This is a genomic window from Paenalcaligenes niemegkensis (genome assembly GCF_022230885.1).
In the GTDB taxonomy this organism is placed as follows: domain Bacteria; phylum Pseudomonadota; class Gammaproteobacteria; order Burkholderiales; family Burkholderiaceae_B; genus Paenalcaligenes; species Paenalcaligenes niemegkensis.
The window spans coordinates 193,899-218,827 of the sequence record NZ_JAKGCT010000004.1; the positions used below are offsets into that span (position 1 = coordinate 193,899).

Annotated in this window: 20 protein-coding genes and 5 pseudogenes; 15 read left to right on the plus strand and 10 right to left on the minus strand. The window is 52.6% G+C overall.

What is annotated here, in order from left to right; genetic code table 11:
- Positions 1 to 15 precede the first annotated feature (15 nt).
- The 9 genes and pseudogenes from L1889_RS04840 (at position 16) to L1889_RS04880 (ending at position 8,287) form a co-directional block, all read left to right on the plus strand.
- Entirely contained in the window at positions 16 to 1,035 is a 1,020-nt protein-coding gene (locus L1889_RS04840) for a sulfate ABC transporter substrate-binding protein (protein WP_238664168.1), read from the plus strand.
- A 28-nt stretch (positions 1,036 to 1,063) separates the two neighbouring features.
- Positions 1,064 to 1,945 (plus strand): sulfate ABC transporter permease subunit CysT, encoded by an 882-nt coding sequence (gene cysT / locus L1889_RS04845; protein WP_238664169.1) that lies wholly within the window; start codon positions 1,064 to 1,066, stop codon positions 1,943 to 1,945.
- A complete protein-coding gene (gene cysW / locus L1889_RS04850; protein WP_444329658.1) occupies positions 1,942 to 2,847 on the plus strand; it encodes a sulfate ABC transporter permease subunit CysW in 906 nt (301 codons plus the stop codon). The genes cysT and cysW overlap by 4 nt, the downstream gene beginning before the upstream one ends.
- Positions 2,848 to 3,918: a sulfate/molybdate ABC transporter ATP-binding protein gene (locus tag L1889_RS04855; RefSeq protein ID WP_238664170.1), complete on the plus strand. Its 1,071-nt coding sequence runs from the start codon at positions 2,848 to 2,850 to the stop codon at positions 3,916 to 3,918.
- A gap of 166 nt (positions 3,919 to 4,084) precedes the next feature.
- Positions 4,085 to 4,933 carry an energy transducer TonB gene (locus tag L1889_RS04860; protein WP_238664171.1) on the plus strand — a complete coding sequence of 283 codons (849 nt, stop codon included), beginning with the start codon at positions 4,085 to 4,087 and terminating at the stop codon, positions 4,931 to 4,933.
- Between the two features lie 9 nt (positions 4,934 to 4,942).
- Positions 4,943 to 5,821 carry a MotA/TolQ/ExbB proton channel family protein gene (locus L1889_RS04865; RefSeq protein WP_372871193.1) on the plus strand — a complete coding sequence of 293 codons (879 nt, stop codon included), beginning with the start codon at positions 4,943 to 4,945 and terminating at the stop codon, positions 5,819 to 5,821.
- Positions 5,821 to 6,309 (plus strand): ExbD/TolR family protein, encoded by a 489-nt coding sequence (locus L1889_RS04870; protein WP_238664172.1) that lies wholly within the window; start codon positions 5,821 to 5,823, stop codon positions 6,307 to 6,309. The genes L1889_RS04865 and L1889_RS04870 overlap by 1 nt, the downstream gene beginning before the upstream one ends.
- 165 nt (positions 6,310 to 6,474) lie before the next feature.
- Complete coding sequence (locus tag L1889_RS04875) at positions 6,475 to 7,152, plus strand: response regulator transcription factor (protein WP_238664173.1); 678 nt, start codon at positions 6,475 to 6,477, stop codon at positions 7,150 to 7,152.
- A gap of 47 nt (positions 7,153 to 7,199) precedes the next feature.
- A pseudogene (locus tag L1889_RS04880) lies at positions 7,200 to 8,287 on the plus strand (sensor histidine kinase).
- A gap of 62 nt (positions 8,288 to 8,349) precedes the next feature.
- Here the strand turns inward: L1889_RS04880 and L1889_RS04885 are convergent.
- From L1889_RS04885 to L1889_RS04920, 8 genes and pseudogenes are all read right to left on the minus strand, one after another.
- Complete coding sequence (locus tag L1889_RS04885; RefSeq protein WP_238664174.1) at positions 8,350 to 9,936, minus strand: TerC family protein; 1,587 nt, start codon at positions 9,934 to 9,936, stop codon at positions 8,350 to 8,352.
- A 322-nt stretch (positions 9,937 to 10,258) separates the two neighbouring features.
- Entirely contained in the window at positions 10,259 to 10,717 is a 459-nt protein-coding gene (locus L1889_RS04890) for a hypothetical protein (RefSeq protein WP_238664175.1), read from the minus strand.
- Between the two features lie 121 nt (positions 10,718 to 10,838).
- A complete protein-coding gene (gene mnhG, locus L1889_RS04895) occupies positions 10,839 to 11,267 on the minus strand; it encodes a monovalent cation/H(+) antiporter subunit G (RefSeq protein WP_238664176.1) in 429 nt (142 codons plus the stop codon).
- Complete coding sequence (locus tag L1889_RS04900; RefSeq protein ID WP_238664177.1) at positions 11,264 to 11,545, minus strand: K+/H+ antiporter subunit F; 282 nt, start codon at positions 11,543 to 11,545, stop codon at positions 11,264 to 11,266. Before L1889_RS04900 ends, mnhG begins: the two co-directional genes overlap by 4 nt.
- On the minus strand, positions 11,542 to 12,030 hold the full coding sequence (locus L1889_RS04905; RefSeq protein WP_238664178.1) for a Na+/H+ antiporter subunit E: 489 nt from the start codon (positions 12,028 to 12,030) through the stop codon (positions 11,542 to 11,544). Before L1889_RS04905 ends, L1889_RS04900 begins: the two co-directional genes overlap by 4 nt.
- Positions 12,027 to 13,660 (minus strand): annotated as a pseudogene (locus L1889_RS04910) (monovalent cation/H+ antiporter subunit D). Before L1889_RS04910 ends, L1889_RS04905 begins: the two are co-directional and overlap by 4 nt.
- Positions 13,660 to 14,006 (minus strand): annotated as a pseudogene (locus L1889_RS04915) (Na+/H+ antiporter subunit C). The pseudogenes L1889_RS04910 and L1889_RS04915 overlap by 1 nt, the downstream one beginning before the upstream one ends.
- Positions 14,006 to 16,921: a monovalent cation/H+ antiporter subunit A gene (locus L1889_RS04920; protein WP_238664179.1), complete on the minus strand. Its 2,916-nt coding sequence runs from the start codon at positions 16,919 to 16,921 to the stop codon at positions 14,006 to 14,008. The pseudogene L1889_RS04915 and the gene L1889_RS04920 overlap by 1 nt, the downstream one beginning before the upstream one ends.
- A gap of 203 nt (positions 16,922 to 17,124) precedes the next feature.
- Here L1889_RS04920 and hemN point away from each other — a divergent pair, with 203 nt between their 5' ends.
- The 5 genes and pseudogenes from hemN to L1889_RS04945 all read left to right on the plus strand — a co-directional run bounded on the left by hemN (position 17,125) and on the right by L1889_RS04945 (position 22,886).
- Positions 17,125 to 18,558 carry an oxygen-independent coproporphyrinogen III oxidase gene (hemN, locus tag L1889_RS04925; protein ID WP_238664180.1) on the plus strand — a complete coding sequence of 478 codons (1,434 nt, stop codon included), beginning with the start codon at positions 17,125 to 17,127 and terminating at the stop codon, positions 18,556 to 18,558.
- Between the two features lie 174 nt (positions 18,559 to 18,732).
- A pseudogene (locus L1889_RS04930) lies at positions 18,733 to 19,874 on the plus strand (NAD(P)H-dependent flavin oxidoreductase).
- 99 nt (positions 19,875 to 19,973) lie between these two features.
- Positions 19,974 to 20,675 (plus strand): aquaporin, encoded by a 702-nt coding sequence (locus L1889_RS04935; protein WP_238664181.1) that lies wholly within the window; start codon positions 19,974 to 19,976, stop codon positions 20,673 to 20,675.
- Positions 20,676 to 21,032: 357 nt separating this feature from the next.
- Positions 21,033 to 21,371, plus strand: a pseudogene (locus L1889_RS04940) (tripartite tricarboxylate transporter TctB family protein); the annotation flags it as partial.
- 3 nt (positions 21,372 to 21,374) lie between these two features.
- The gene (locus tag L1889_RS04945; RefSeq protein ID WP_238664183.1) at positions 21,375 to 22,886 is read left to right on the plus strand and encodes a tripartite tricarboxylate transporter permease; all 1,512 of its coding nucleotides are present in this window, start codon (positions 21,375 to 21,377) and stop codon (positions 22,884 to 22,886) included.
- A gap of 66 nt (positions 22,887 to 22,952) precedes the next feature.
- Here the strand turns inward: L1889_RS04945 and L1889_RS04950 are convergent, their stop codons facing one another.
- A complete protein-coding gene (locus tag L1889_RS04950; RefSeq protein WP_238664184.1) occupies positions 22,953 to 23,510 on the minus strand; it encodes a TetR/AcrR family transcriptional regulator in 558 nt (185 codons plus the stop codon).
- Between the two features lie 120 nt (positions 23,511 to 23,630).
- Between L1889_RS04950 and L1889_RS04955 the strand changes: the two genes are divergently transcribed.
- A complete protein-coding gene (locus L1889_RS04955) occupies positions 23,631 to 24,128 on the plus strand; it encodes an HPP family protein (protein ID WP_238664185.1) in 498 nt (165 codons plus the stop codon).
- Positions 24,129 to 24,177: 49 nt separating this feature from the next.
- On the opposite strand, the gene L1889_RS04960 is transcribed toward L1889_RS04955, so the two are convergent.
- Entirely contained in the window at positions 24,178 to 24,651 is a 474-nt protein-coding gene (locus L1889_RS04960) for a hypothetical protein (RefSeq protein ID WP_238664186.1), read from the minus strand.
- Between the last annotated feature and the right edge of the window lie 278 nt (positions 24,652 to 24,929).

A 24,929-nucleotide genomic window follows, 5' to 3' on the forward strand; every position in this document is an offset into this window, starting at 1 on the left:
GTCTAGAGAGCCACCATGAAAAAAAGAGCAACACCTGCCAGGGCCGCCATAGTGGCCCTGGCAACAGTTTTAACGCTTAGCGCCTCCTTTGCCCAAGCAGCAAATATTGAACTGCTTAACGTATCCTACGATCCAACACGTGAACTCTACGTGCAGTTCAGTGCCGCCTTTCAGGAGCACTATAAAAAAGAAACGGGCGACACCGTCCAGATCAATGTATCGCATGGTGGATCAAGCCGCCAGGCCCGCACAGTGCTTGACGGTGTGCAGGCTGATGTAGTCACGTTAGGACTGTCTTCCGATATCGATGAGATCGCAAACTCGTCTTTGATCCATAAAGATTGGCAGAAGAGACTGGCTGACAATAGCACTCCCTATACGTCCACGATCGTATTGCTGGTGCGTAAAGGAAATCCTAAAGAGATTAAAGACTGGGATGATTTGGCTCGGCCAGGCATTAATGTGATTACTCCTAATCCTAAAACGTCGGCTGGCGCACGCTGGAACTATCTTGCCGCTTGGCTTCACGCACTAAAGCAGCCTGATGGCAGCGAGGAAAAGGCTCGCGAGTTCGTAAAGACCATCTATAAGAACGTCAGCGTATTAGATACCGGGGCACGCGGATCAACCACTACCTTTGTCGAGCGTGGCATTGGCGATGTATTGATTGCCTGGGAAAACGAAGCCCTGCTTTCAGTTAAGGATTTAGGCCCGGATAAGTTCGACATTGTCATTCCCAGTAGCAGCATTTTGGCTGAGCCCCCGGTAGCGGTGGTTGACGCAAATGTCGATAAGCGGGGCACACGCAAGGCCGCAGAAGCCTATCTGAATTATTTATACTCTCCTGAAGGGCAAGAGCTGGCGGCGAAAAACTTTTACCGTCCGCGGCTTGCGGAAGTCGCCGAGCGATATGCTGATCAATACCCGCCACTGACTCTCTACACAGTTGATGATGATCTGGGCGGCTGGACCCTAACTCAGGAAAAGCACTTCAGTGAAGGCGGTATTTTTGATCAGATCTACCTGAGCAAATAATGGTGATGCGTATCAAGGAGTTCCTACGATGTCACTAGCTCTTTTAAGGGGCTGGCGCAGGCCAGGCCCCTTGCCCGGCTTTGGTCTCACACTCGGTTTCACCATTAGTTATCTTTGTTTATTGATACTGATTCCGCTGGCGGCTGTATTGTTAAAAGCCTCCGAGTTGACTCTGGCGCAAATGTGGCAGATCGCCACCTCAGAGCGTGTACTGCTGTCGCTGCGCCTAAGCTTTGGGATGGCATTGCTGGCTGCTTTGATCAATGCCGTTTTTGGCTCGGTTCTGGCATGGGTGCTGGTGCGCTATCGCTTTCCCGGACGGCGCTTCATTGATGCCTTGATTGATCTCCCGTTTGCCTTGCCTACTGCCGTAGCAGGTATTGCCTTGGCAGCCATCTACGCGCCTAACGGTTGGGTAGGTCAATGGTTCGACATGCGTATTGCTTTCACCCCGCTGGGTATTCTGATTGCACTTAGTTTTATAGGATTACCTTTTGTGGTGCGTACGGTGCAGCCCGTATTGCAAGATCTTGAGCGAGAGCAGGAGGAGGTTGCTGCTTGTCTGGGCGCTACGCGCTTGCAGACTGTCTGGCATGTCGTTTTCCCCACTTTGCTGCCAGCTTTGCTTACCGGGGTCGCCTTGGCTTTTGCACGGGCAGTGGGGGAGTACGGGTCTGTCATATTTATTGCGGGTAACATTCCGATGGTTTCAGAAATCACCCCTCTGCTGATTGTTACTCGTCTGGAACAGTTTGATTATGCCGGTGCTGCTGTTTTGGCTGCCATTATGCTATTGATTTCGTTCTTTATCTTACTGGGCATAAATTCGCTGCAGTGGTGGCTGCAAAACCGGCATCAGGCACGAGGCGCGGCCGAAGCATTGCCAGCTGGCTCCCTGGAGGCAGCATGAGTCAAATGATACTGTTTGATTCGCAGCGGCATGAGCGCGCCGCTGCACACCAAAATCCATTAGAGGATGCTCCTTTGGTTAGAGGGCTGCTGATCGGCATCGCAATCGCTTTTTTCGTGTTTTTCTTGCTGCTGCCGTTGGTATTGGTGTTTACTACCGCTTTTAGCAAGGGGTGGGAAGCCTATCTATCGGCTTTGGGTTCTCGTGATGCCATGTCGGCCATGCGCCTGACCTTATTGGTAGCGGCTATTTCGGTACCCCTGAATGTGGTCTTCGGTTTGGCAGCATCATGGGCAATTACCCGCTTCGAGTTCAGGGGGAAAAGCTTTCTGACTACGCTGATCGACTTGCCTTTTTCAGTGTCCCCTGTCATTGCGGGCTTGGCGTTTCTATTGATTTTTGGACGCCACGGACCGTTCTGGGAGTGGCTGGACGCTAACGATTTACGAATTGTTTTCGCGGTGCCTGGGCTGGTGCTGGCTACCTTGTTCGTGACATTTCCGTTTGTGGCGCGTGAGCTTATTCCCCTGATGCAGGCGCAAGGAGCGGACGAGGAAGAGGCCGGCCGCGTCTTGGGTGCATCGGGCTGGCAGCTATTCAGACTGATCACGCTGCCCAAAATACGCTGGGGCCTGCTGTATGGGGTTATTTTATGCAATGCAAGGGCGATGGGCGAGTTTGGGGCTGTATCGGTGATCTCCGGTCACATCCGAGGTCTCACCAATACCCTGCCTTTGCACGTAGAGGTTGAGTACAACGATTATCATACGGTGGGTGCTTTTGCCTCCGCCTCTATTTTGGCTCTTTTGGCTTTAATCACGCTTGCCCTAAAATTATGGGCTGAGCGTAAAATGCATCAAGATGAGCATGAGCACCGCTTGGTGACGACTGGAGAATTATAAATGAGTATTGAGGTTCGAAATCTCGTGAAGCGCTTCGGTGCTTTTACTGCACTACAAGACGTAACACTTGATTTTCCTCCAGGTGAGCTAGTGGCGTTGTTAGGTCCTTCGGGCTGCGGGAAAACGACGTTGCTGCGGATTGTTGCAGGGCTTGAACACGCTGACGAGGGCCAGGTCATTATTAATGGCACCGATGTGGCTTCTGTGGGCACTCGGGAACGTCAGGTAGGCTTTGTGTTTCAGCATTATGCGCTGTTTCGCCACATGACGGTTTTCGATAACGTAGCATTTGGTCTGCGTGTTAAGCCAAAGCGCGAACGCTACGCCGAGACCGAGATCAAACGCCGTGTTCAGGAGTTGCTTGAACTGGTGCAGCTTGACTGGCTGGGTGACCGTTATCCGGCAGCCTTGTCGGGTGGTCAACGGCAGCGTATTGCCCTTGCTCGCGCCTTGGCTGTCGAGCCCAGCGTACTGCTGCTTGATGAACCTTTTGGGGCCCTGGACGCCAAAGTCCGCAAGGAACTCAGAAGCTGGTTACGCCGTTTGCACGACGAGCTTAATATCAGCACACTATTTGTGACTCATGATCAAGAGGAAGCCATCGAGGTCGCCGATCGCATTGTGGTGCTTAATAAAGGCCGTGTCGAGCAGCAGGGCAACCCTCAAGAGGTCTATGACCATCCCGTTTCACCCTTTGTCTATGAGTTTCTGGGGGCTGCCAACCGCCTGCCAGGCAAGCTCAGTGCTACCAGTTTTGTTGCGGATTCCAGCCTGGGTTCGTTTTCAAGTCCATTGAACGGAAGTGTAGTGGGCGAAGGTACCGGCGAAGCAGTCGGTTTTGTCCGGCCTCACGATTTACGCCTGATCGAAGGTTCGCATCAAGACGGTATTGTGGTTGCTATCGAGCGAGTCGTGCCTTTGGGCGGCCTGGTGCGTGTTGAACTCAGTCTGCCTAATGGCGCACCCTCATGGGAGGCCGAGTTCGATCAAATAACCTGGTCGAATCTGAAATTGTCGCCCGGTGCGACTGCCACAGCGATACCCAGGAAATTTAAGGCTTTCCGGGTGTAGCAGCATAGACACGGCTGATACTCTGTTTTGCTCGTGCAGCACCGGGGCAGAGTAGATTGCTCAATTATAGTTATTGAGAATCGTTAGCATTACTGTTAAGATGCGATCTTAGTCTGTAGGCACTCGAACCGCCTGCGCAGGCCGTTCATTTCCTTCATCAGTAATTATGCAGCAACCACCTACTAATTATGCAGATCGGCCCCGCTGGTTTTTGAAAACGGCGGGTTTGACCATTGCCCTGGGCCTACATGCGGGGGTATTTGCCACGCTGTTGCTCAGCAATGAACCTAAGATGGTGGGTGAGCCTGCTCTGGAAGAGGTTATTGGCGTCAGCTTGGTCGAAATGCCCGATCTTGAGGTGGGTGAACCTGAGCTTGCGGAAGCCGAACTTGAGGTTCCGCCCGAGCCTGAAGTCGAACCCGAACCGGAACCGGAACCCGAACCGGAACCGGAACCCGAGCCAGTTATTGAGCCAGAACCCGAGATCGAGCCGGAGCCTGAGATCGAGCCAGAGCCCATTGTCGAGGACGCCGTAATTCCAGAGCCCGTCGTTGAGCCCAAGCCTGCTCCGAAGCCGAAGCCCAAACCCAAGCCTCAACCCAAGCCTGAGCCCAGGCCAGATCCCAAGCCGCGGCAGGAGCCTACTCCACCGCGACCAGCGGCTCCTGCTACCAACCCAGTGACACCTGCAAATGTAGGTGCGCCTAAAGTAGCAAAAGCCGTTGATCCCAATACTCCTAAACTCATTGGGCAGGTTAATTATCTGGGACGTCCGCCACAGCCTATTTACCCTCGTGCATCCGAACGGCGCAAAGAGCAGGGCAGGGTAATCGTGCGCGTTCTTATCTCTACACAGGGTACGGTACTCGAAACCACGGTACGTAGTTCGTCAGGACATGAGCGCCTTGACGCGGCGGCAGTTACCGCGGTGCGTAAAGCCAAATTTAAACCCTACACAGAAAACGGTGTTGCTTATCGCGCAATGGCCGACATTCCATTCGATTTCGTTTTATAGGACGTTTCTATGATGCAGGACCTTCTCCAGAGCGCGTTGATGGGGCTCGCGCAAGTCGGCGCGGCTACCGCCGAGGCCCAAACGCTTATCAATGCAGCACCGGATGTGCCGGTAATGACGCAAGAGGCGGCTTCTACGGGCATGCTGCACTTTATTGGGCAGAGCGATTGGGTGGGCAAAAGCCTGTTCACGATACTCATTCTGATGTCGTTGGCAAGCTGGTATTTAATCTTTGTTAAAGCGTTCTTATCATTCAGACTAAAGCGCAAGTCCAAGAATTTTCTACGCGAATTCTGGGCAGCCAGCTCGCTAGAGCAAGTTGAAAACGAGATTGCCACGCACGGCGCTAACGAGCCTTTTGCGCACCTGGCGAGTCACGCTATCCATGCACGTAGTCATCACGCCCGGTACGGAGCCCTGAAACTCGAAGAGAAGGGTTCAACCGAGTCCTTCGTCATGCGCATCATGCGGAAAGTCATAGACGAAGAAACCGCTCGCCTCGAAAATGGGCTGACCTTATTGGCTTCAGTGGGTTCCACTGCGCCCTTTGTGGGGCTGTTTGGTACGGTTTGGGGCATTTATCACGCGCTGATCAACATTGGTTTGTCTGAAGAGGTTGCGCTGAATAAAATTGCCGGCCCTGTGGGCGAGGCCTTGATCATGACGGGCCTGGGCCTGGCGGTGGCGATTCCTGCGGTACTGGCTTTTAACGCCTTTGTTCGTACCAACCGCGTTTACCTGTCGCAGCTGGATGCCTTTGCACACGACTTATTTACCTTTTTGACTACAGGCCAGCAAGTCACCGACGGTAACGGCAGCCCTGCAATAAGTAGCCCTGCAGCAAGCCGTTCCATACGTGGTGAATTACAGCCGACCGGGAGCCAGTAATGTCCTTCGGTAGTTTTGATAACCGCAGCTCGACCAATACCATGTCAGAGATCAACATGGTGCCGCTAATCGACGTCATGCTGGTGCTGCTGGTGATTTTTCTCATTACTGCGCCTTTACTGACGCATAGTATTAAGGTTCAGTTGCCTCAGGCGACAGCACAGCCTGTAGAAAACGAACAGAAGACGCTGGATCTGGCCGTAACCCTTGATGGCGCCTTGTTCCTGAATAATGAGCCCGTGGCGCTGGAGGACTTATCTCAGACCTTGGCGCCTTATGCTACTGAAACGCCTCAGCCGGAGATCCGTATTCGTGCAGATCAGGAAACACGCTACGAACTACTGGCCCAGGTCATGAGTCAGGCCAAGGCGTCGGGCATGGCTCGTTTGGGTTTTGTGACGCGTCCGGGTGCGGAGCGGCAAACCTCACCCGATGCCGGTGGTGTTGGTGTTCAGTTGCCAACCGTACCAGCTGAGCCAGCGCCATAAGCTGAACCTGCGACTCTTAAATACAGCAGATACAGCCCGGTATTAACGAATTTCCCGATCGTTTTGATCACTGCGTTAGCTGCCATGGCTCTGAAAAGCGCCCCGGATTCTATTCCGGGGCGTTTTTTTTCGGCAAACCATGTGGTTCAGGATAGAATTGTCGCTATGCGATTACTAGTGATAGAAGATGACTCTAATTTGGGGCCGGCATTGCAAGAGTTCCTTGCGAACCAGGGCTACGCGGTCGATTTGCTGCAACATGGCGGTGGTGTGACCGCAGCGATCGAGTCCGTTAATTATGATTTGGTCTTGCTCGATCTTAACCTTCCCGAGATAGGTGGTCTGGAAGTGCTGAAAGGGCTACGTCGGGCTGGGCACCAGGTGCCGGTCCTGATTCTCACTGCCAGAGACGAACTTGAAGACCGGGTGGCGGGATTAGATGCGGGCGCAGACGATTATGTGACTAAACCCTTTGAGCTGGCTGAACTGGCTGCTCGAGTGCGTGCCTTTGCCCGGCGCCGGGCGGGTCAGGCTCAGCCCAGTCTGGAGGTCGGTCCGCTGGTATTTGACACGGTGGGACGAGAAGTACGTGTAAATGGTCAGCGTATCAGTTTGTCAGTTCGAGAGCTTTCTGTGCTGGAGATGCTCATGGCTCGGGCAGGCAAGGTCGTCACTAAACAGCAAATCGTCAGTTCGCTTTCAGCCAACGATGCCGATTTCAGTGAAAATGCGGTTGAGGTTTATGTATACCGCTTACGCAAGCGCCTGGAGGGGACGGTTGTCGCCATACAGACGGTGCGTGGCTTCGGCTACCTGCTCGATATAGACGCTGCACAATCATGAGCGCACGAGATGCTGACAGACCAACAGAGCGCCCTGCGTCAAAGGGTATGTATGGTGTGGCTCAATATTGGCAGCAAGGAAGTCTTGCCCGGCATCTGGTGGTCCGTCTCATGCCGCCGATCGCCTTGCTGGTGGTGTTGGATTTGGCGGTAACCTGGGTGCTGACACGCAAGATGAGTATTGAGGAATGGGTGCTGAAGGATATCTTCTGGACCATGCTTCTTATTCAGATCGCCCTGGTGGCCCTGTTTGCATGGGTGTTGCTGCGGGGTGTACGCAGCGGTCTTGCTTCCATACATGATTTGTCAGCGCAAATTAATGAGAGGGAAGTTGACGAGCTGCAGGCGCTGGATCCTGCAGGGTTACCCGCAGAGTTATTACCTCTGACCACTCACTTCAATGATTTGTTATTACGTCTGGATGACACCTTGCAAGCTCAAAAGCGTTTCATCGGACACGCTGCCCATCAGTTGCGTACACCATTAAGCAGCTTGCGGCTAGAGTCCGAGCTGATGCTGGCGCAAGAGTTAAAAGATGACGTGCGAGCCCGTGCCGAACGTATAAAACTGATTTCCGATCGCATGATCCGGCTGGGTGAACAGCTGCTGGTCTTGGCTAAGGCGGATTCATCGGCTAGCCCTAAAGATAGCTTTGTCAGGCTCGATCTGTGCGAATGGACACGTAGTATTGGGGGGAATGGATCCCGGCAGCGCGGGCGCATTCGGTGTCGCTGCAGCTAATTGCCCCCAAGAGCCCTGTATGGATTGACGCGGATCCGGTGTTGATGGCCGAGCTGCTGGCAAATTTGATTGATAATGCGCTGCGTTACGGTGCCACGGGGAAAGAAGTAACGCTACGTATTACCAATAACCCGCCTTCGGTCTCTGTGGAAGATGCGGGAGCAGGCATTAGCCAGGATGACTCCATGCGAATTTTTGATGCGTTTTATCGTTCTCCTCAAACGCAGCAGGCTGGCGGTTCAGGCCTGGGTTTAGCCATTGTTCGTGAGATCGCGCTGGTTCACGGAGCCTGGCTAAATTTAAGCAGCCGTCCGGACTTTAATGGAACACGCATCAGCGTGGTATTTCCGGGCCCCCGAATTGGTACCCATCTAAAACGACAGCGCGCCAGTTAATATGGCACGCTGTCTGTTCAAACATGAAGTAGAAAAACGACGCTGGCAGGGCAGTAGCCACGTCAATCTGCAGTTGAGTTCTGCCCGTTGAGTTCATTTTCCGGGTGTTCCAGCTTGCTAACTCGTACATAGACTACGCGGCGATCAGCGACTTCGATAATTTCAAAGCGTAATCCTTCGCTCTCGACTACATCGCCTTCTTTAGGCAGCGCATCAAGGCTCTCGAGTAAAAAGCTGGCTACCGAGTTGAAGTTGCGCACAATACTTAAGTGGTTAGGAAGCTCGAGCTCTTGTGCAAGGTGAAATAAATCAGTACTACCTTCAACCAGCCATTCGTTTTCCGCAACGTAGCGTACTGCAGGCAGTTCGTCTTCGTCCGGAAATTCGCCGGCAATCGCTTCAAGAATGTCTATAGGTGTCAGCAAGCCCTCAATGGTGCCGTATTCGTCGGCCACCAGAACAAACTGACCTTTAGATTGTTTTAGTGTCTGGATCACCAATAAAACTTCAGTATGCTCATGGACGATAATAGGTGAACGAAGACCCGGCCACTGTTCGATGGATTCGTTAAGCTTTAGGTCGGCGAGCAGGTCTTTGCTTTTGGCCACGCCCACAATCTGATCCAGATGTCCATTACAGACAGGCAAGAAACTGTGCGGTGTTTCGCGTAGTAACTGACGAATTTCTTTAGGACTATCTTGGATGTCTACCCACGTGATCTCGTTACGCGGTGTCATTAACGACCGTATAGGGCGCTGGCTGAGATTTAGGACGCCGCTGACCATGTTGCGTTCTTCGGTACGAAAAGCATCGTTTTGAATAGCTTGCTCGCGCTCGCTGGTGCCGGGTTCCGAGTCGGTCTCGTCGGACGATTTACTACCCAGCATGCGCATTACGGCGTCGGCAGTACGATCGCGCAGAGGAATGCGTGCCTGGCTGCGCAATACGCTTCGGCGGGCAACTTGATTGAAGAACTCGATTAGAATTGAAAACCCAATGGCAGCATACAAATATCCTTTAGGTATTTTGAACCCCAGGCCCTCGGCGAATAGTGCCAGGCCAATCATGAGCAGGAAGCTCAAGCACAGCACGACGACTGTAGGGTGAGCATTGACGAAGCGGGTCAACGGTTTAGATGCCCATATCATCAACCCGATAGAAATGATCACTGCGGCCATCATGACCGGAAGTTCGTCGACCATGCCAACAGCGGTGATGACTGCATCTAATGAAAAAACCGCATCGAGTACGACAATCTGGGCGACGACCACGCCAAAGCTTGCATAAACTTTGCTTTTTTCGGCTTGGGGTGCAGGACCCTCTAAGCGCTCATGAAGCTCGCTCGTTGCTTTAAAGAGTAAGAACACGCCACCGGCAAGCAGGATCAGGTCTCTTCCGGAAAAGCTGAAAGGGCCTATGCTGAACAGGGGGGCGGTAAGGGTAACGAGCCAGGAAATGATGGTAAGCAGCCCCAGTCGCATAACCAGGGCCAGGGAGAGGCCAATGAGACGGGCGCGATCACGTTGATGAGGCGGAAGCTTATCGGCAAGAATGGCGATAAAGATCAAGTTGTCTATACCCAAGACAATTTCGAGTACTACCAGTGTGAGTAAACCAGCCCAAATGTTGGGGTCTACAAGCCATTCCATTTTAAAAAGCCATCCGTGAGCGCGTTATTGATGAGTAGAGGCGTACGTCCGTAGCCGCCTGCAATAAATTATGAATATTGGGGCAAGATTGATGGCCAAAGAGAAAATGACCGCGTGCTAAAGGTTTGGGGAGTCTTCGCGAGAATAGCGAATAGGCAGAGGCCAGCTGAAAGCTTGGCAAGACAATGACGACAAAACGTCTCATGAGAAAGTGAAAGAGTTTAAAACAGATCCAGTATAGCGGTTAACAATGACAGTAAATGGATTAATTCACATCACACTGCTTATAAAGTGTGATGTGAATGTCTGGCTTAGCGTCCGGCTATCGTGGAAGAACCACGTGTGGGTCGGCTTTTTCAGGAATGATAATAGTGGGTTCAGGCTGGTAGGTTTCACCAGGGATGGTGATGGTGGTTTGACGTAGTACGCCACCGCCTTCTACAGAGCCAAAGGTTTGTGTTTCGTATTCGCCGCGCATTTGGGCTTCGCAATCAGGACGCAGGTTAGCGGGTAGAGCCGCGCATCGTACGGTACGGTTGCTGTCGAAATTTCCGTCTGCGTTTGTGAGCGCATTTTTACGTGCTTCGCTAAGTGCAGCGCCAGCTTCGCGCTGACATGCAGCACGGCTTTCACCACTTAAGGTCTGGCAGTGCTGGAGCTGTTGCTGATAATCACCACTATTAGGCTGATTTGTAGTTTGTGCAAACGAGGCTGTGCTCGCTACGCCTAATACGCACATTACAGCAAGTTTAGTTAACGAGGGCGTGAACTGAGTAAGCATAAGACGAACTCCTTCGAAATTTAAGCACGTAAATCCAAATCGGATGAACTGAGTATAAACGCGCTATGTGTAAATATAGGTAAGCTTGTTTTGCTACTGATGCCAAGCTCATGATCTGTCTCTATAGTAGCGAATTACGAATCACTAATCTCGGCTTGGGGCGATTTCTTTTTGAAGGTCTAGGGCTTGCTTTATTAGGCATATCCATATATCCGGGCTCATCTGGCGCGTACAGCGCTGTGCGCTGGCGCAATTCGCGTTTGATGGCAGCGCGCATCAGAAAAATAGCGGTAACCGGCGAGGTTATGACCAGTAGCACTGTAATGAGCAGCGGATGCAGAAAAGGGCGGCTGGTTAATGTGGAAAATAGCAGAGTCATGGCAATGAGCATGCAAAACACACCCAGCGTATTGCCCAGGGTAGGCGCATGAATGCGTTTATAGAAGTGCTCGAGCCGGATAAGGCCCAAAGCCCCGGTTAGCGTAATAATGCCGCTTAGTATCAACAGCAGGGCCACTGGCAATGCAATCCAGATAGATAGGTCGCTCATGGTTCTATTACCTCGCCCCGCAGAAGGAATTTTGCCATTGCTGCTGAACCTACGAAACCAAACAAGGCAATCAGCAGCGCGATGTCAAAATACAGGCGTGAATCAAAACGTATGCCCAGGGCAAGCAAGGCCAGCATGCCGCACGAGTAAGCAGTATCGAGCGCAAGCACTCGATCAGCCGCAGTAGGGCCGCGAAGCAGACGGTATACGGCAATGGCAATGCCGATTACAAAGCATCCCAAGGCAAAGGAGCTGGACCAGTAAATTATGCTGTTCATTCAAAAATCTCTATAAGCGGGTTTTGATAGCGCTTTTGAATTGTATCTAACCACTGCTGTTCATCTTTCAGATCCAGTACATGTAGGGTCAGTACATGATTTTTTTCATCAAAGCCTGACCATACCGTGCCTGGCGTGTAGGTCACGATACATGCCAGTGCTGCCAGGCCGTGCGGGTCGGTAATGGTAAGCGGGATATCCAGAAAGCCGGGCGTGGCACCGGAGTTCGATCCTTTCCAGACGATTCTTCCCACATCGATATTGGAGTGGACAATATCGCAAAATACATGCCAGAGCAGACGCAAGGCTACCAGCGGCTTTTTGATAGATGCCCGTACCGGTCTGAAGGGCAGGGCCGCTACGCCCAGGAGCAAGCCAAGGCCTAATCCTAAAACAATATTACCTGCGGACAGGGAGTTGTTCAGCAGCAGCCACAGAGCCAGTAAAAATGCAGGCAAATAAAGAATATTCAATTTGCTTTTCATTCTGTGGCTCCTGGTTCGACCGTACGCAGTGTGTCTTTATGCAACACGGCATGAATGTACGAGGTGGGCCTGTCCAGATAACTGGCGGTATCTTCCAGATAAGAGGTAATAGGGCCCGCACGAATGGCCAGAACGGCGCAGGCGCTGATGAGGGCCGCGACCGGCAAGGCTTCGCTAAGACGCAAGCGTGGAACCGTAATGTCGCTGAAGCTCCAGAACAAACGTATGCCGGTTCTTGATAAGGATATGATACCGGCAAAGCTGGCCAGCAAAACCCCGGCAGTAAAGATGACCGCATTGGCGGAAGCGCCAATGGAGTCAGAGGCTTGCAGCGCGGCAGAAAGCAAGGCTACTTTGGCCACGTAGCCTGAGAAAGGAGGCAGGCCGATGATGAGCAGGGCGCAGGCAATAAAGCTCATGCCCAGAAATACCATTGCGGCCGGAATGGCAACCCCAACCACCACTTCTGACTGATCATTACCATCAGGATCGTCTAGATCGAAGGCTTCCTGGCTGGCTGCCAAGAAGTCTGAGGCAAAGCTTTGAGCGCGTCCGATCATTTCCAGCAGCATAAAAAATGCTCCCAGCGCCAGTACCGAACTAAGCATGTAATACAGTGCGGGACCCGTCAGAATGACACCGGGCATTCCGAGTGCAGCAAGCAGGGTGCCTGAAGACAGGATAATGCCGTAACTGGCCATACGCTGAGTTTGATGCGCGGCCAACATACCGATTGCGCCAAAAGCCAATGTCGCCATTCCGGCGGGAAACATCCAGGCGCCTCCAAAGGCGGCCGGCGCACCGGTAGGCTCAAGCAGCGAACCGATACGCAGCAGGGCATAGATGCCGACCTTGGTCATGATCGAGAACATGCCGGCTACGGGCGGACTGGCATGCGCGTAACCATCAATAAGCCAATAGTTAAGTGGCCACGCAGCGGCTTTGATCAGAAAGGCCACGCCCAGAATGGCAGCAGCACCCTCAAAGAGCAAGCGATCGGGTCCGGACAGTGCACCCGCCTTAATTGCCAAATGCGCCATATTGAGTGTGCCCGTCACGCCATAGATGAGCGCTATGGCGATCAAGAGCAAGAACGAGGCAATAAGGTTTACAGCGATGTAATGCAGGCTGGCATTGACCCGCGCTCGTCCGGAGCCATGCAGCATAAGGCCGTATGAGGCGGCAAGCAAGACTTCGAAAAAGACAAACAGATTGAACAGGTCACCTGTCAGGAAGGCGCCATTCAGGCCCATTAACAGTAACTGGAACAAGGGGTGGAAATGTACGCCCACCCGATCCCATCTTGCCGTGGCATAAACCCAGGTGGCAGAGGCCAGAAGGCTTGTCAGCACCAGCATGATGGCTGACAGCCGGTCAACGACCACCACGATGCCGAAAGGAGCCGGCCAGTCGCCCAGCAGGTAAACGCCCACGCCATCAGGCCAGAGGCTGGCAATACTGCCGTCAGCCATGCCTAGCAGGCGAACTGCCACAATCAGTTGTATGGCTAAGGAAACAATGCTGAGGACAATTTTGAACTTACGGTTTTTTCCCGTAACAGGAGCATCAGCCCCGCTGCGAGCAGAGGGATAAGAATAGGAAATATGGGTAAATGGTGTTGCAGGTTCATCACGACTCGTGTTCCTCTCGGCCATCTACGTGGTCAGTACCACTTAAGCCACGATTAGCCAGAAGAACGACTAGAAACAGGGCGGTTGTTGCAAAGCCAATCACAATGGCGGTTAGCACCAGCGCTTGGGGCAGGGGTCGGCATATTTGCTGGGGTCACCACCCAGCTCGGCCTGAATGACGGGAGGAGCCCCAAGCTTGATGCGACCCATTCCAAAAATGAACAGGTTGACCGCGTAAGAGCAGAGCGATAAGCCCATGATGACCTGGAAGGTACGAGGACGTAATAACAACCAGATGCCAGATCCGGCGAGCACGCCTATAGCAAGAGATAATACGATTTCCATTATGAATCACCCAGATTTTCTTCGTTTGGTGCGGCCGGCAATTTACGATAAAAACGCAGGGACTGGTGAGCAAGCGCGACCAGCATCAGGATCGTTGACCCGATGACCAGCATATACACCCCGATGTCAAAAATAAGGGCACTTGTAGTATGTATATGACCGATAAGCGGAATGGTGAAATCCCAGCTTTGAGCCGACAGGAAGGGCTTGCCATACCACCAGACCATCATGGCGGCGCTACCTGCAGTGAGCATGCCCAGTGAGATCCAGGTCTGAGGCTGGATAAGCGGGCGGGACTCCATCCACACAACACCACCAACCATATATTGCAAAATGATGGCGGTAGCCATGATCAGGCCGCCGACAAAGCCGCCGCCGGGAAGATTGTGTCCGCGCAGCAGGAAATATACCGAGATCAATGCGGCAATGGGCAGTAGCAAACGAACCAGTACAGCGGGTATCTTCAGGATACCGTCGGGCAGCAACTGCTTAGGGTCGGGCTCTACAAAAGTGGCGTTGGAGCCGTCTGCCTGATTCTGTCTGCGAGCCAAGGGCACAGCTATGGTCTCGACTGGCGGGCGGAAACGACGTAGCAAGGCGTAGACGCTAAGCGCAACAATGCCCAATACGGTGATTTCACCGAAGGTATCAAAGCCACGGAAGTCGACCAGAATGACGTTAACCACGTTGGCACCGCCACCTAAGGGTACAGCCTGCTCGACCAGGAAGGGCGAAACGCCTTCCGGGTGGGGCCTTGTCAGGACACTGTAGGCCAAGAGAGACAGGCCGCCGCCGCCCAGCACTGCAATAAGCATGTCACGCGTACGGCGGGTAATGGCTTTAGCCCGGGTTAAAGGGGTGTGCACGTCGTTAGGAATACGAGTGGGCAGCCAGCGCAAGCCAAGCAGAATCAGAACCAACGTAACGACTTCTACCGCCAGTTGTGTCAAGGCAAGGTCTGGAGCAGACAGCCAGGCGTAAGTTACGCAGGTGATCAAGCCTGCGCCACCCGCCAATAATAATGACGCAGGACGATGGAATTTGGCTTGATACGCTGCACCTATGGCGCAGGCGCCTCCGGCTAACCACATGAGGGCAAACAATGGGTCAAGGGCTGTGTATTGCGACGGAGCCAGCCATGTGCCACGCAATAGAGGCAGGGTGACGACGATTAAGGTGGCCGCGATAATCAGTAACACCTGACGCTGTAGGCGGGGCGAGTAGGTTTTGCCGATAACCATGTCAGCGCCGGCTTCAAGCCATTCGATCACGGTTTCGAAGATCCGTTGCCCATCGAAACGATAGAGCAGTGGAGCGCGATCGGAACGCCCCTGGCGGTAATTATTCAGAATGAAAATCAGCATGATTCCGCCTAGCATGGCAAGAATACTCATGATCAGCGGCAGATTGAAGCCATGCCAGATATGCAGGTTATATTCTGGTATATCGGGACCTAATATCGAGCCTGCCGCGGCCTGCAGAAACGGTGCAACCGTAAAGCCGGGGATTATGCCAACGACCAGGCAGCTTAGTACCAGAATCATGCTGGGTATCAGCATTCGCACAGGCGGTTCGTGCGGTTTCCTGGGAAGATTCTTGGTAGGCGGGCCAAAGAACACCTGTGTAATAAAGCGCAATGAGTAGGCCACGCTAAAAGCCGACGCAATGACAGCAACTAATGGAATCAAATTCTCGAACCAACTGCCGTTTGACGCATCAAGAGCCTCGGCGAAGAACATTTCTTTGGATAGAAAACCGTTCAGTAACGGGACCCCGGCCATAGCTGCAGCAGCCACACAGGCCAGAGTTGCGGTCAGGGGCATAGCATGTCTGAGGCCCGACAGCCGATTTAGATTTCGGGTTCCGGTTTCATGGTCCACGATTCCCGCAGCCATGAACAGCGACGCTTTAAAGGTAGCGTGATTCATGATGTGAAACACGGCTGCAACCAGCGCCATCTGGCTGTTCATGCCCAGAAGCAGGGTGATAAGACCTAAATGGCTGATTGTGGAATAGGCCAGAACGCCTTTCATATCACGCTGGAAGGTTGCCAGATAGGCGCCTAATGCGAGCGAGATGAGGCCCGAGCCGCCGACAATCCATGCCCATTCGGATGTACCGGCTAACACCGGCCAAAAGCGGGCCAGCAGGAAAACACCCGCTTTAACCATAGTGGCCGAGTGCAGGTACGCCGACACAGGAGTGGGAGCGGCCATGGCCCGGGGCAACCAGATATGGAAGGGAAATTGCGCACTTTTAGTCAGGGCGCCCAAGGCGAACAGGGTAAGGATCGTGCTATACCAGGGGTGGTTGCGAATCAGGTCGCCGGACTGCAGAATTTCGCCAAGGTCGTAAGTATTGGTGACCTGGCCCATCATGAGGACACCACCCAGTAAACACAGACCGCCTCCGCCCGTAATAATAAGCGACATTCTGGCCCCCCGCCGCGCATCGCGACGATGGTACCAGTAGGCAATCAGCATAAAGGACGACAGGCTTGTCAGTTCCCAGAACACGACGAGCTGGATGATATTGCCCGAGAGTACAACGCCTAGCATTGCCCCCATAAAAATCTGTAAAAACGCGAAAAAACGTCTAACAGGATCTTTGGCAGATAAGTAATAGTGAGCATAAAGCGCAATGAGCGAACCCATGGTGCTGATAATCACACTAAACAGCCAGGCAAAACCGTCCATTCGTAATTTGAAGTCTATGCCATGAGCGGGAATCCACTGGGCAGACATTTCGATGATTTCCCCGCGGGCGATAGCCGGGAAATATTGAATGGTGAGAAGAGCGCAACTCAAGGCCACCAAACCTGCTAATGAGGCTTGAAGTTTTCGGGAGTCGGCAGGAAGCAGGGAGGAAAGCAAACCGCCGATAAATGGCAGTGCTAGGATCACGAGCAAGTACATCAGGCTCCGAGAATTGTAGTTGAGTTAGTTGGCTCTAATAATACGATATTTCACGACAAATTCAGTACATTATCTGCTATTTTTTTAAAACAGCCGCCAATTACCCTTGATTAAAGTCAATGAAGAACGGGTGCAAAGAGTTCACAATAATGAGATGCAGCCAGCGGGCTGTCCATTAATGTGCCGCCATATCGGAGAAACTCATGAGCATCGAAACCCTTGAATCGTCTTTGAATACCTGTGTGGCGCAGCCAGGCTCGACGCGGCTGAAGGTCTCTGAAGCTTTGGTTCGACGTTTCAATCGTTCAGGACCACGCTATACGTCATATCCGACAGCCGATCGTTTTGCCGACGATTTTGGCCAAGAGGCGTACATAAGCCAGTTGCAAGGGCGGGCTGCCACATTGAAGAGCCCGCCGCTATCCCTGTATTTCCATTTGCCGTTCTGTGAGTCGCTTTGCTATTTTTGTGCCTGTAACAAAATTGTTACACAAGATCGCAGCCGATCTGCCGAGTACCTGGACTATCTGATCCGTGAAATAGAAATGGTGTCGATGCACCTGGGCTCGGACCGTCTCGCTAGGCAGCTGCATCTGGGCGGTGGCACGCCTACTTTTTTGAGCAACGAGGAAATGGCCCTTCTCATGCGCACGGTCCGTGCGCATTTCCATTTCTCTGACGATGCCGAGATCAGTGTGGAAATCGACCCGCGTACGGTGTCTGCAGACACCCTGTCGCATCTGGCCGAGCTGGGCTTTAACCGCACCAGTTTTGGCGTACAGGATTTCGACCCGAAGGTACAAGAGGCCATTCACAGGGTGCAGCCGCTGGCGATGGTCCAGAATGCCATCGATAAAAGTCGGGCTCTGGGCTTTGAATCCGTGAACACCGATCTTATTTACGGCTTGCCCAAACAAAGCCTGGGCAGTTTCAGCCTTACGCTTGATACCCTGATCGGGCTACGGCCAGATCGTATCGCTCTTTATAACTATGCGCATCTACCGCAACGCTTTAAAGCCCAGCGTTTGATACGCGAGGATGACTTGCCCGATGCCGAAACTCGCTTGCAGATTTTCCTGATGTCGACCGAACGATTATTACAGGCAGGCTACGAGTACATCGGTCTGGATCACTTTGCATTGCCCGGCGATGAGCTGAATCTGGCCCGTCTGGACAAAAGCCTGCACCGAAACTTCCAGGGCTATACCACTCGATCAGATAGCGACTTGCTGGGCTTTGGGGTTTCCGCTATCGGCAAGGTCGGTACGACGCATGTACAGAATGTACGCTCGCTAAAAGAGTATTGCCAATGCATTGACAGGCATACGCTGCCCACGTCGCGTGGCTTTGAAATGAGCCCTGACGATAGCTTGCGTCAAGAGATCATCATGAGCCTGATGTGCGCCATGCCCGTTCCCATGGCGCGGCTTGGCAGCAAATACAACATCGATTTTCGCGATTACTTCAGTGCCGAGCTTAATGAGCTCGGACCTTTCGCTGATGCTGATCTGGTACGCACAGACGAGCACAGCATTCAAATCACCGAGTCGGGCCGGCTATTCGTACGTGCCATCAGCATGATCTTTGACAAATACTTGCAGCAGCGAAGCACGGCAACCTATTCGCGCCTTATCTGAGGCTCTGCTTCTCATCGGCCCGCTTATTTGCACCTTGTTTGATGTGGATTAATAGGGCCGGTCTGCTTTTGGGCATAGTAAGCATTAGCTGCTAATCAAAAACCATATAAAGGATATCCAGTGGTCGAAAACATACTTAAGCGCCTAAGAATACAAGGAAAAGCATTGCTTCCAATGGTGCAGGGCGGCATGGGTGTGGGCATATCGGCACATCGCCTGGCAGGCAGTGTGGCTGCCCTGGGCGCGATGGGAACCATATCAAGCGTCGACTTGCGCCGCCATCATCCGGATCTGATGAAACGCACGCATAAAAGCAACGACGCTGACCTCATTGATCAGGCGAACTTTGAAGCGCTAGATCGGGAAATCGAGAAAGCCAGGCTGCTTGCCAAGGGCAGCGGGGCCATTGCGGTCAACATCATGCGTGCTGTTTCCCAATATGCGGGTTATGTCAGGCAGTCGTGTGAAAGCGGGGCAGACGCCGTAGTGGTGGGCGCTGGTCTACCGCTGGATTTACCTGAATTAACAGCCGATTATCCCAACGTTGCACTTATTCCGATTTTGTCAGATGCTCGCGGCATTCAGTTGGTCTTAAAAAATGGATGCGCAAAAACCGTTTGCCCGATGCCATTGTGATTGAGAACCCCAGGTTCGCGGCGGGCCATTTAGGGCTCCCCAATCTTGAGGCCATGAACAATCCCAATTATGTATTTTCAACGGCCATCGAAGGTACGCTGGAGGTCTTTAAAAATCTGGGCATTGAAAACGAAAACATTCCGCTGATTGCCGCTGGCGGCATTCATTCACACGAGCAAGTTAAAGATCTGCTTCAACTGGGTGCAAGCGCGGTGCAGGTAGGAACCGCTTTTGCGGTCACCCAAGAGGGGGATGCCCACACGAACTTCAAGACGGTATTGGCTCAGGCTAAACCCGAGGATATCGTAACTTTCATGAGCGTTGCCGGGCTGCCGGCGCGTGCCGTGTTAACGCCATGGCTAGACTCGTATTTGCATAAAGAGCAACGTCTGCAAAGCGTCGCTCAAGAGCGCGCCTGCAGCGAAGGCTTCAACTGCCTGGCCCATTGTGGGCTGCGCGACGGGGTGGCCAGAAGCGGCCAATTTTGCATAGACCGTCAGCTTGCCTATGCCCTCGAAGGTGATGTTGATCGCGGTTTGTTCTTCAGAGGCTCTGAACCCTTGCCCTTCGGCGAGTCCATACGTCCGGTACGCGAACTCATTGACTATTTGCTTAACGGGGTGCGCCCCGTATTAAGATCAATGCAAGCAATAGGCGGGGCGGCAACGATCGGAGCGTGACTCAGCCATAAAGCCTGCTCATTGTCAATCGTTGACTGTTACAAAATGCATTGATCGCTACAATCGTTTCAGCCTCTACGAACAGCATAGGAGGAAACGATGTCTGGGATACCTTTACGAATCCGGTGCCTGGTCGAAGGCGCGGGTACATTTGCTCTCGTTTTTGGCGGAGGGGCTGCTACGCTAGCGGCTATGCTTGCGGCTCCCACCGAATTGGGTTCCATTTCCGTAGCAGCAACCTACGGCACCATCATGGCCGTGATGTGCTATCTAATCGGCCCAATATCGGGGGCTCATATTAATCCGGCAATTACGGTGGCCGCGTATATCGGCAGACGGTTGAAACGCAGCGATATGCCTGCCTATATTGCGGCACAGCTGGTAGGGGGCCTTCTTGCTGCTACAGCATTGAGAGGTTTGGCGCGACTGCTTTTATTGACTGATGCGGGGCATTTGATGCCGTTGCGATACGCCCCTTATTTACTGCAACATTATTCATTGTTTGAAGTGATGAGTTTCGAGTTCGTCTTATGCGGGCTTTTTAGCTTTATTTTTCTTAGTGCTACTACACAAGAGCGCTTTACCGGATTTAGTGGGGTCGCTGTAGGCTGTGCGCTGGCTATCGTTTGTTATTTAAGTTTTCCTATCAGTAGCGCAGCGATAAATCCTGCTCGTGCTATTAGCGTTGTATTGTTTCAGGAAGACTGGACTCTCAATCAATTATGGCTTTTTTGCTTTGTTCCTGTAGCTGGAGCGCTATTGGGCGGCTTGGTCTACCGGGCGACTGCAGCTCAAAACTAGCTACGGCCGGTACAATAAAGCAGCGTTTGCTCATTGAAAACGCTGCGTATTTGCATCATCAGGCGTACAATGCCAAACGTATTGGTGTAAACCATTATTATCGTCGTCAGCTTATCGAATAGCCTCTTGTGGCCTTTGCTTGTCAGTTGTGCGATCTCAGTCTCCACACCCGGCATCAAGGGCCATAATCGTATTTGGCTTTTCCTCATTATCCAAAGATCGCGGAGTCTCACAGCGAATGAGTGTGATTAATAAAAAAGAGCGCTTACCGGCGCTTTTTATGCTTTTTATTGGCATGGCTACAGTCATGGGTAGCCTGCAGCACAGTATTGGCACCCTTGGGCGCATGGGGCCCGGTTTTTTCCTTTGCTCCTGGGTTCAGTATTAATGGTGGTTGCCTTGCTCATTGCGGTGACACCTTCCGTCGAGGCTGATCAGAGCATGTCATCCAAACCCTCCGCGGCGGACTACAGGGCCTGGGCTTTGGTTATCGGTGCCGTACTGCTTTTTATTGTGCTGGGGAAATGGACTGGCCTGGTGCTTGCTTCCTTTAGCCTGGCTTTTGTATCGGCGCTGGCTGATCGAAGAAATTCCATGCGCACGGTGATCTATGTGAGCCTGGTTGTGACGGCAGTGGCCGTGGTGGTGTTTCACTATGGTCTGCAAATGCAGTTTCCATTATTCGTTTGGGGCTAAGTTGTGATTGACAATATATTTCTAGGTTTTAGCACCGCCCTGACGCTAGAGAACTTCACCTACTCATTTATTGGTGTATTCGTCGGAAACCTCGTAGGAGTACTGCCAGGTATAGGTGCGCTTGCCGCCATATCCATGCTGCTCCCCATTACGTATGGCATAGAGCCCGCGGGTGCCCTGATGATGCTGGCGGGCCTGTATTACGGTACCAGTTACGGCGGTGCGACGACCACGATCTTGCTGAACTTGCCGGGTACGGCATCCCATGCGGTAGTTTGTCTCGATGGCCATCCCATGGCCAAGCAGGGCAAGGCCGGCTCAGCACTGTTAATTGCCATGCTGTCGTCCTTTGTTGGCGCTACAGCGGGTATTGTGTTGATGATGGCATTTGGCCCCCTGTTAGTGGCGCTGGCCTTGAAGTTTGGCTCGGCAGAATATTTTTCACTGATGTTTCTGGGGCTTTTGGCTGCATCTACACTGACCTCGGGTTCGCCACTTAAGGGCGTGGCCATGGTGCTTGTCGGCCTGATCTTTGGTGTGGTGGGAACCGACGTCAACACGGGTATTGCCCGCTTTACCTTCGGTATTCCGGAGCTGCAAGATGGGTTGGCGATTGTGGCGGTTGCCATGGGGCTGTTCGGCATTGCCGATGTACTGCAAAACGTGAATCGCATTGGCGAAGGCAGTGTTATACAAAAAGAGAAAATAGGCTGGCGCTCACTGCGTCTTCGCCCAGGCGAACTGAAGCAATCGGCAGCAGCCATTTTCCGTGGTACGGGTATAGGCGCCTTCTTTGGGGTGCTGCCCGGTACCGGCGGTTCAATTGCTTCGTTCATGTCCTATGCTGTCGAGAAAAAGTCAGCCAAGCAGCCTGCCCGTTTCGGACAAGGCGCCATAGAAGGCGTAGCGGGGCCCGAGGCTGCCAATAGCGCTGCTGCACAAACGGCATTCATCCCAACCCTGACGCTGGGCATTCCCGGAGACGCCGTAATGGCGTTGATGCTGGGTGCCATGATGATTCATGAAATCCAGCCAGGCCCTCAAATGATGGTCGAACATCCCACTGTATTCTGGGGCCTGATCGCCAGCTTTTGGGTAGGAAACCTGATTTTGCTGTTGTTGAACGTACCGCTAATTGGTATGTGGGTGCGTTTGCTGTCTATCCCTTATCGCCTTATTTATCCGGCAGTGCTTTTCTTTATCTGTATTGGCGTGTTCAGCGCTAACAATAACTTGTTTGATGTAGGGGTGGTGCTTGCGATCGGTATTTTTGCCTACGTATCAAAGCACATGGGCTTTGAGGCAGCGCCTTTGTTGCTGGGTGTGGTGCTGGGCCCCATGATGGAAGAGCACTTCCGGCGCGCCTTGTTATTGTCGCGTGGCGATATAACTGTGTTTATCAGTCCCGACCGGCCTATCAGCGCGGCTTGTATTCTGGCTGCCCTGCTAATGATAGGTGGTGTGATTTATAAGCACCGCAAGGCTAAGCGTTTGGCCGTAAAGCAGCTCGGCTGACGGGGGGAATGGCAGACATAGTCTGAGCACCTGTAAACGAGCCCACATTGTTGGGCTCCTTTGTTTTTAGCTGATGCCATGTGCCTTGAATAATTGTGAGCACAGCGCCCAACTGCCCGGGGTGGGGTCGCGCTCCGGAAACATGTGGGCATGAATAATTAGTCCCTCAAGTACGACAAGCAGGTGTGTGGCCAGGTTTTGGGCAAGTTGAGGATCAAGTTGGGTAAGCCTTTGCGTTAATAAGCGCTCAATGTAGAGTTTATGATCGCGCGAGATAGGGTGAATCTGACCCGCTGTGACCTCAAACTCTTCGCTGGCCTTGATAAACATGCAGCCATAGAAGCCTTCTTGCGCAAACCACTCACGATGCCAGTCAAAAATTGCCTTGATTTGGGCATGGGGCGTGTGGGCTGACGCCACAGCAGCTTCCAGACCTTCATGAAAGTGCTGATCACGTAACAGCAACACGGCCTCAATCAGCGCTTCTTTGGTGGGGAAGTGTTTGTACAAGGTCATTTTAGAAACCCCGGCTTCTTTTTTCACGCGGTCTACACCTACCCGATGAAAGCTTTCTCTTGAGAAGAGACGAAGCGCTGTTTCCAGAATTTGTGTTCGTTTAGTCATAAATAAGAGTGTAAATCAGCTTAGGTAAAGGTCAGGTCAGCAACAATGGAGTGATAGGTAGACAGACCGGTCTGTCTATAATACGATGAGCGCACAAAATTGGATACGAAAAGGATAACAATGTCGAATAACCCGCCGGTTGCGCGCTTACCCAAGCCTAATGGCCTTCAGCTAATACGATCGTTAGTTGGCGGTACTGTGGGAATAAGCCTGATTGCCTGGCTAAGCAATTTTACTGAATACGAATGGCTGATGGCTCCTTTCGGGGCCACCTGTGTATTGCTGTTCGCCATACCTGATGCGCCACTGGCCCAGCCACGCAACGTCATCGGCGGCCATTTGATCGCAGCCTTCGTTGGTTTGCTCTTCTTTCAGTTTGGCTGGGACAGTAGTTTTGGCATGGGTTTGGCAGTGGGCCTTGCCATAGCCTTGATGATGGCAACGCAGACCATACACCCGCCTGCAGGGGCCAATCCAATTGTGGTGTTGTTAAGCGCGAAGATGGGTTGGTCTTTCTTGTTTTTTCCGGTGCTGATCGGGGCGGCTGCCCTGGTCCTGGTAGCCATAGTGGTTAACAACATTGGTAGGCCTGTACGCTGGCCACGTTACTGGTGGTAATAGCGTAGTGCTTTAAAGAGACTAAGCTCAAGAACGGCGCCAGCCTTGTTCAGCGTCCTTTTTTCAGGCGGTTATAAAGCTGTCTGGCCTGGTCATCATTGACGTTTAAAGCGGGATCGTCAAGGGTGGCTTGTACGCTACTTTTGATGGTCTCTACCAGGTCTTGCCAATCTTCAGAGGCAAGAGCTGCTGCAGCGGTTGCGGGGACGGTTGCCGCCTGGGGCGCATTGACTGGTGTCTCTCGCTGCTCGGGCGAATATTGGGCCAGATCAAAGCTACCGATCATGATGCCGATTTCTCTTAAGACGCTAAAGGCCTGGGTGGGGCTTTTGAATTGTCGTGGTTGGCGTCCACGTGCTGTGACCAGTACAGCGGTTTGAGCGGTGCGGGTGTGAATCTGTATGAAAAAGCCATTGCCCTGACCTTTAAGCACTACGCTAGCTACGCCTCCTGCTTGTGTCGCTGCACGAAGTTGTTGCAGGGTAAACGATTGAAGATCACAGGATCGAGTGGAGAAGTTCATGCAAGACAGGATTAAGGGATACCGTGGGGCACGGTATTTATAGAACGGAAAATGGCTAAGCGCACATTATGCCGTTTATCCTGCTGGTGTGCATCTATTTAGCCTCGACACTATTTAAGTGGTGCTTTTGGCAAACGTCTAGGTTTCTGCTGTTGTGCTGGGCTTCTTTACACGCCGCTGAAACACCTAACACAACACATTATCGAGCACAGAAACCACGCCAATGATCACTCTTATCGCACAAGGCTGTATGTATGCAGGCTGGCACTATATAATGA

Excerpts from the sequence above, each read along its gene's own strand:
- L1889_RS04870 (WP_238664172.1), top strand. The coding sequence starts at position 5,821 with ATGTCCTTCGGTAGTTTTGATAACCGCAGCTCGACCAATACCATGTCA.
- L1889_RS04920 (WP_238664179.1), bottom strand. The coding sequence starts at position 16,921 with ATGTACTTGCTCGTGATCCTAGCACTGCCATTTATCGGCGGTTTGCTT.
- L1889_RS04950 (WP_238664184.1), bottom strand. The coding sequence starts at position 23,510 with ATGACTAAACGAACACAAATTCTGGAAACAGCGCTTCGTCTCTTCTCA.
- L1889_RS04935 (WP_238664181.1), top strand. The coding sequence starts at position 19,974 with ATGTCTGGGATACCTTTACGAATCCGGTGCCTGGTCGAAGGCGCGGGT.
- cysW (WP_444329658.1), top strand. The coding sequence starts at position 1,942 with ATGAGTCAAATGATACTGTTTGATTCGCAGCGGCATGAGCGCGCCGCT.
- L1889_RS04890 (WP_238664175.1), bottom strand. The coding sequence starts at position 10,717 with ATGCTTACTCAGTTCACGCCCTCGTTAACTAAACTTGCTGTAATGTGC.
- L1889_RS04900 (WP_238664177.1), bottom strand. The coding sequence starts at position 11,545 with ATGAACAGCATAATTTACTGGTCCAGCTCCTTTGCCTTGGGATGCTTT.
- L1889_RS04875 (WP_238664173.1), top strand. The coding sequence starts at position 6,475 with ATGCGATTACTAGTGATAGAAGATGACTCTAATTTGGGGCCGGCATTG.
- cysT (WP_238664169.1), top strand. The coding sequence starts at position 1,064 with ATGTCACTAGCTCTTTTAAGGGGCTGGCGCAGGCCAGGCCCCTTGCCC.
- L1889_RS04855 (WP_238664170.1), top strand. The coding sequence starts at position 2,848 with ATGAGTATTGAGGTTCGAAATCTCGTGAAGCGCTTCGGTGCTTTTACT.
- hemN (WP_238664180.1), top strand. The coding sequence starts at position 17,125 with ATGAGCATCGAAACCCTTGAATCGTCTTTGAATACCTGTGTGGCGCAG.
- L1889_RS04840 (WP_238664168.1), top strand. The coding sequence starts at position 16 with ATGAAAAAAAGAGCAACACCTGCCAGGGCCGCCATAGTGGCCCTGGCA.
- L1889_RS04955 (WP_238664185.1), top strand. The coding sequence starts at position 23,631 with ATGTCGAATAACCCGCCGGTTGCGCGCTTACCCAAGCCTAATGGCCTT.
- L1889_RS04885 (WP_238664174.1), bottom strand. The coding sequence starts at position 9,936 with ATGGAATGGCTTGTAGACCCCAACATTTGGGCTGGTTTACTCACACTG.
- L1889_RS04865 (WP_372871193.1), top strand. The coding sequence starts at position 4,943 with ATGATGCAGGACCTTCTCCAGAGCGCGTTGATGGGGCTCGCGCAAGTC.
- L1889_RS04905 (WP_238664178.1), bottom strand. The coding sequence starts at position 12,030 with ATGAAAAGCAAATTGAATATTCTTTATTTGCCTGCATTTTTACTGGCT.
- mnhG (WP_238664176.1), bottom strand. The coding sequence starts at position 11,267 with ATGAGCGACCTATCTATCTGGATTGCATTGCCAGTGGCCCTGCTGTTG.
- L1889_RS04860 (WP_238664171.1), top strand. The coding sequence starts at position 4,085 with ATGCAGCAACCACCTACTAATTATGCAGATCGGCCCCGCTGGTTTTTG.
- L1889_RS04960 (WP_238664186.1), bottom strand. The coding sequence starts at position 24,651 with ATGAACTTCTCCACTCGATCCTGTGATCTTCAATCGTTTACCCTGCAA.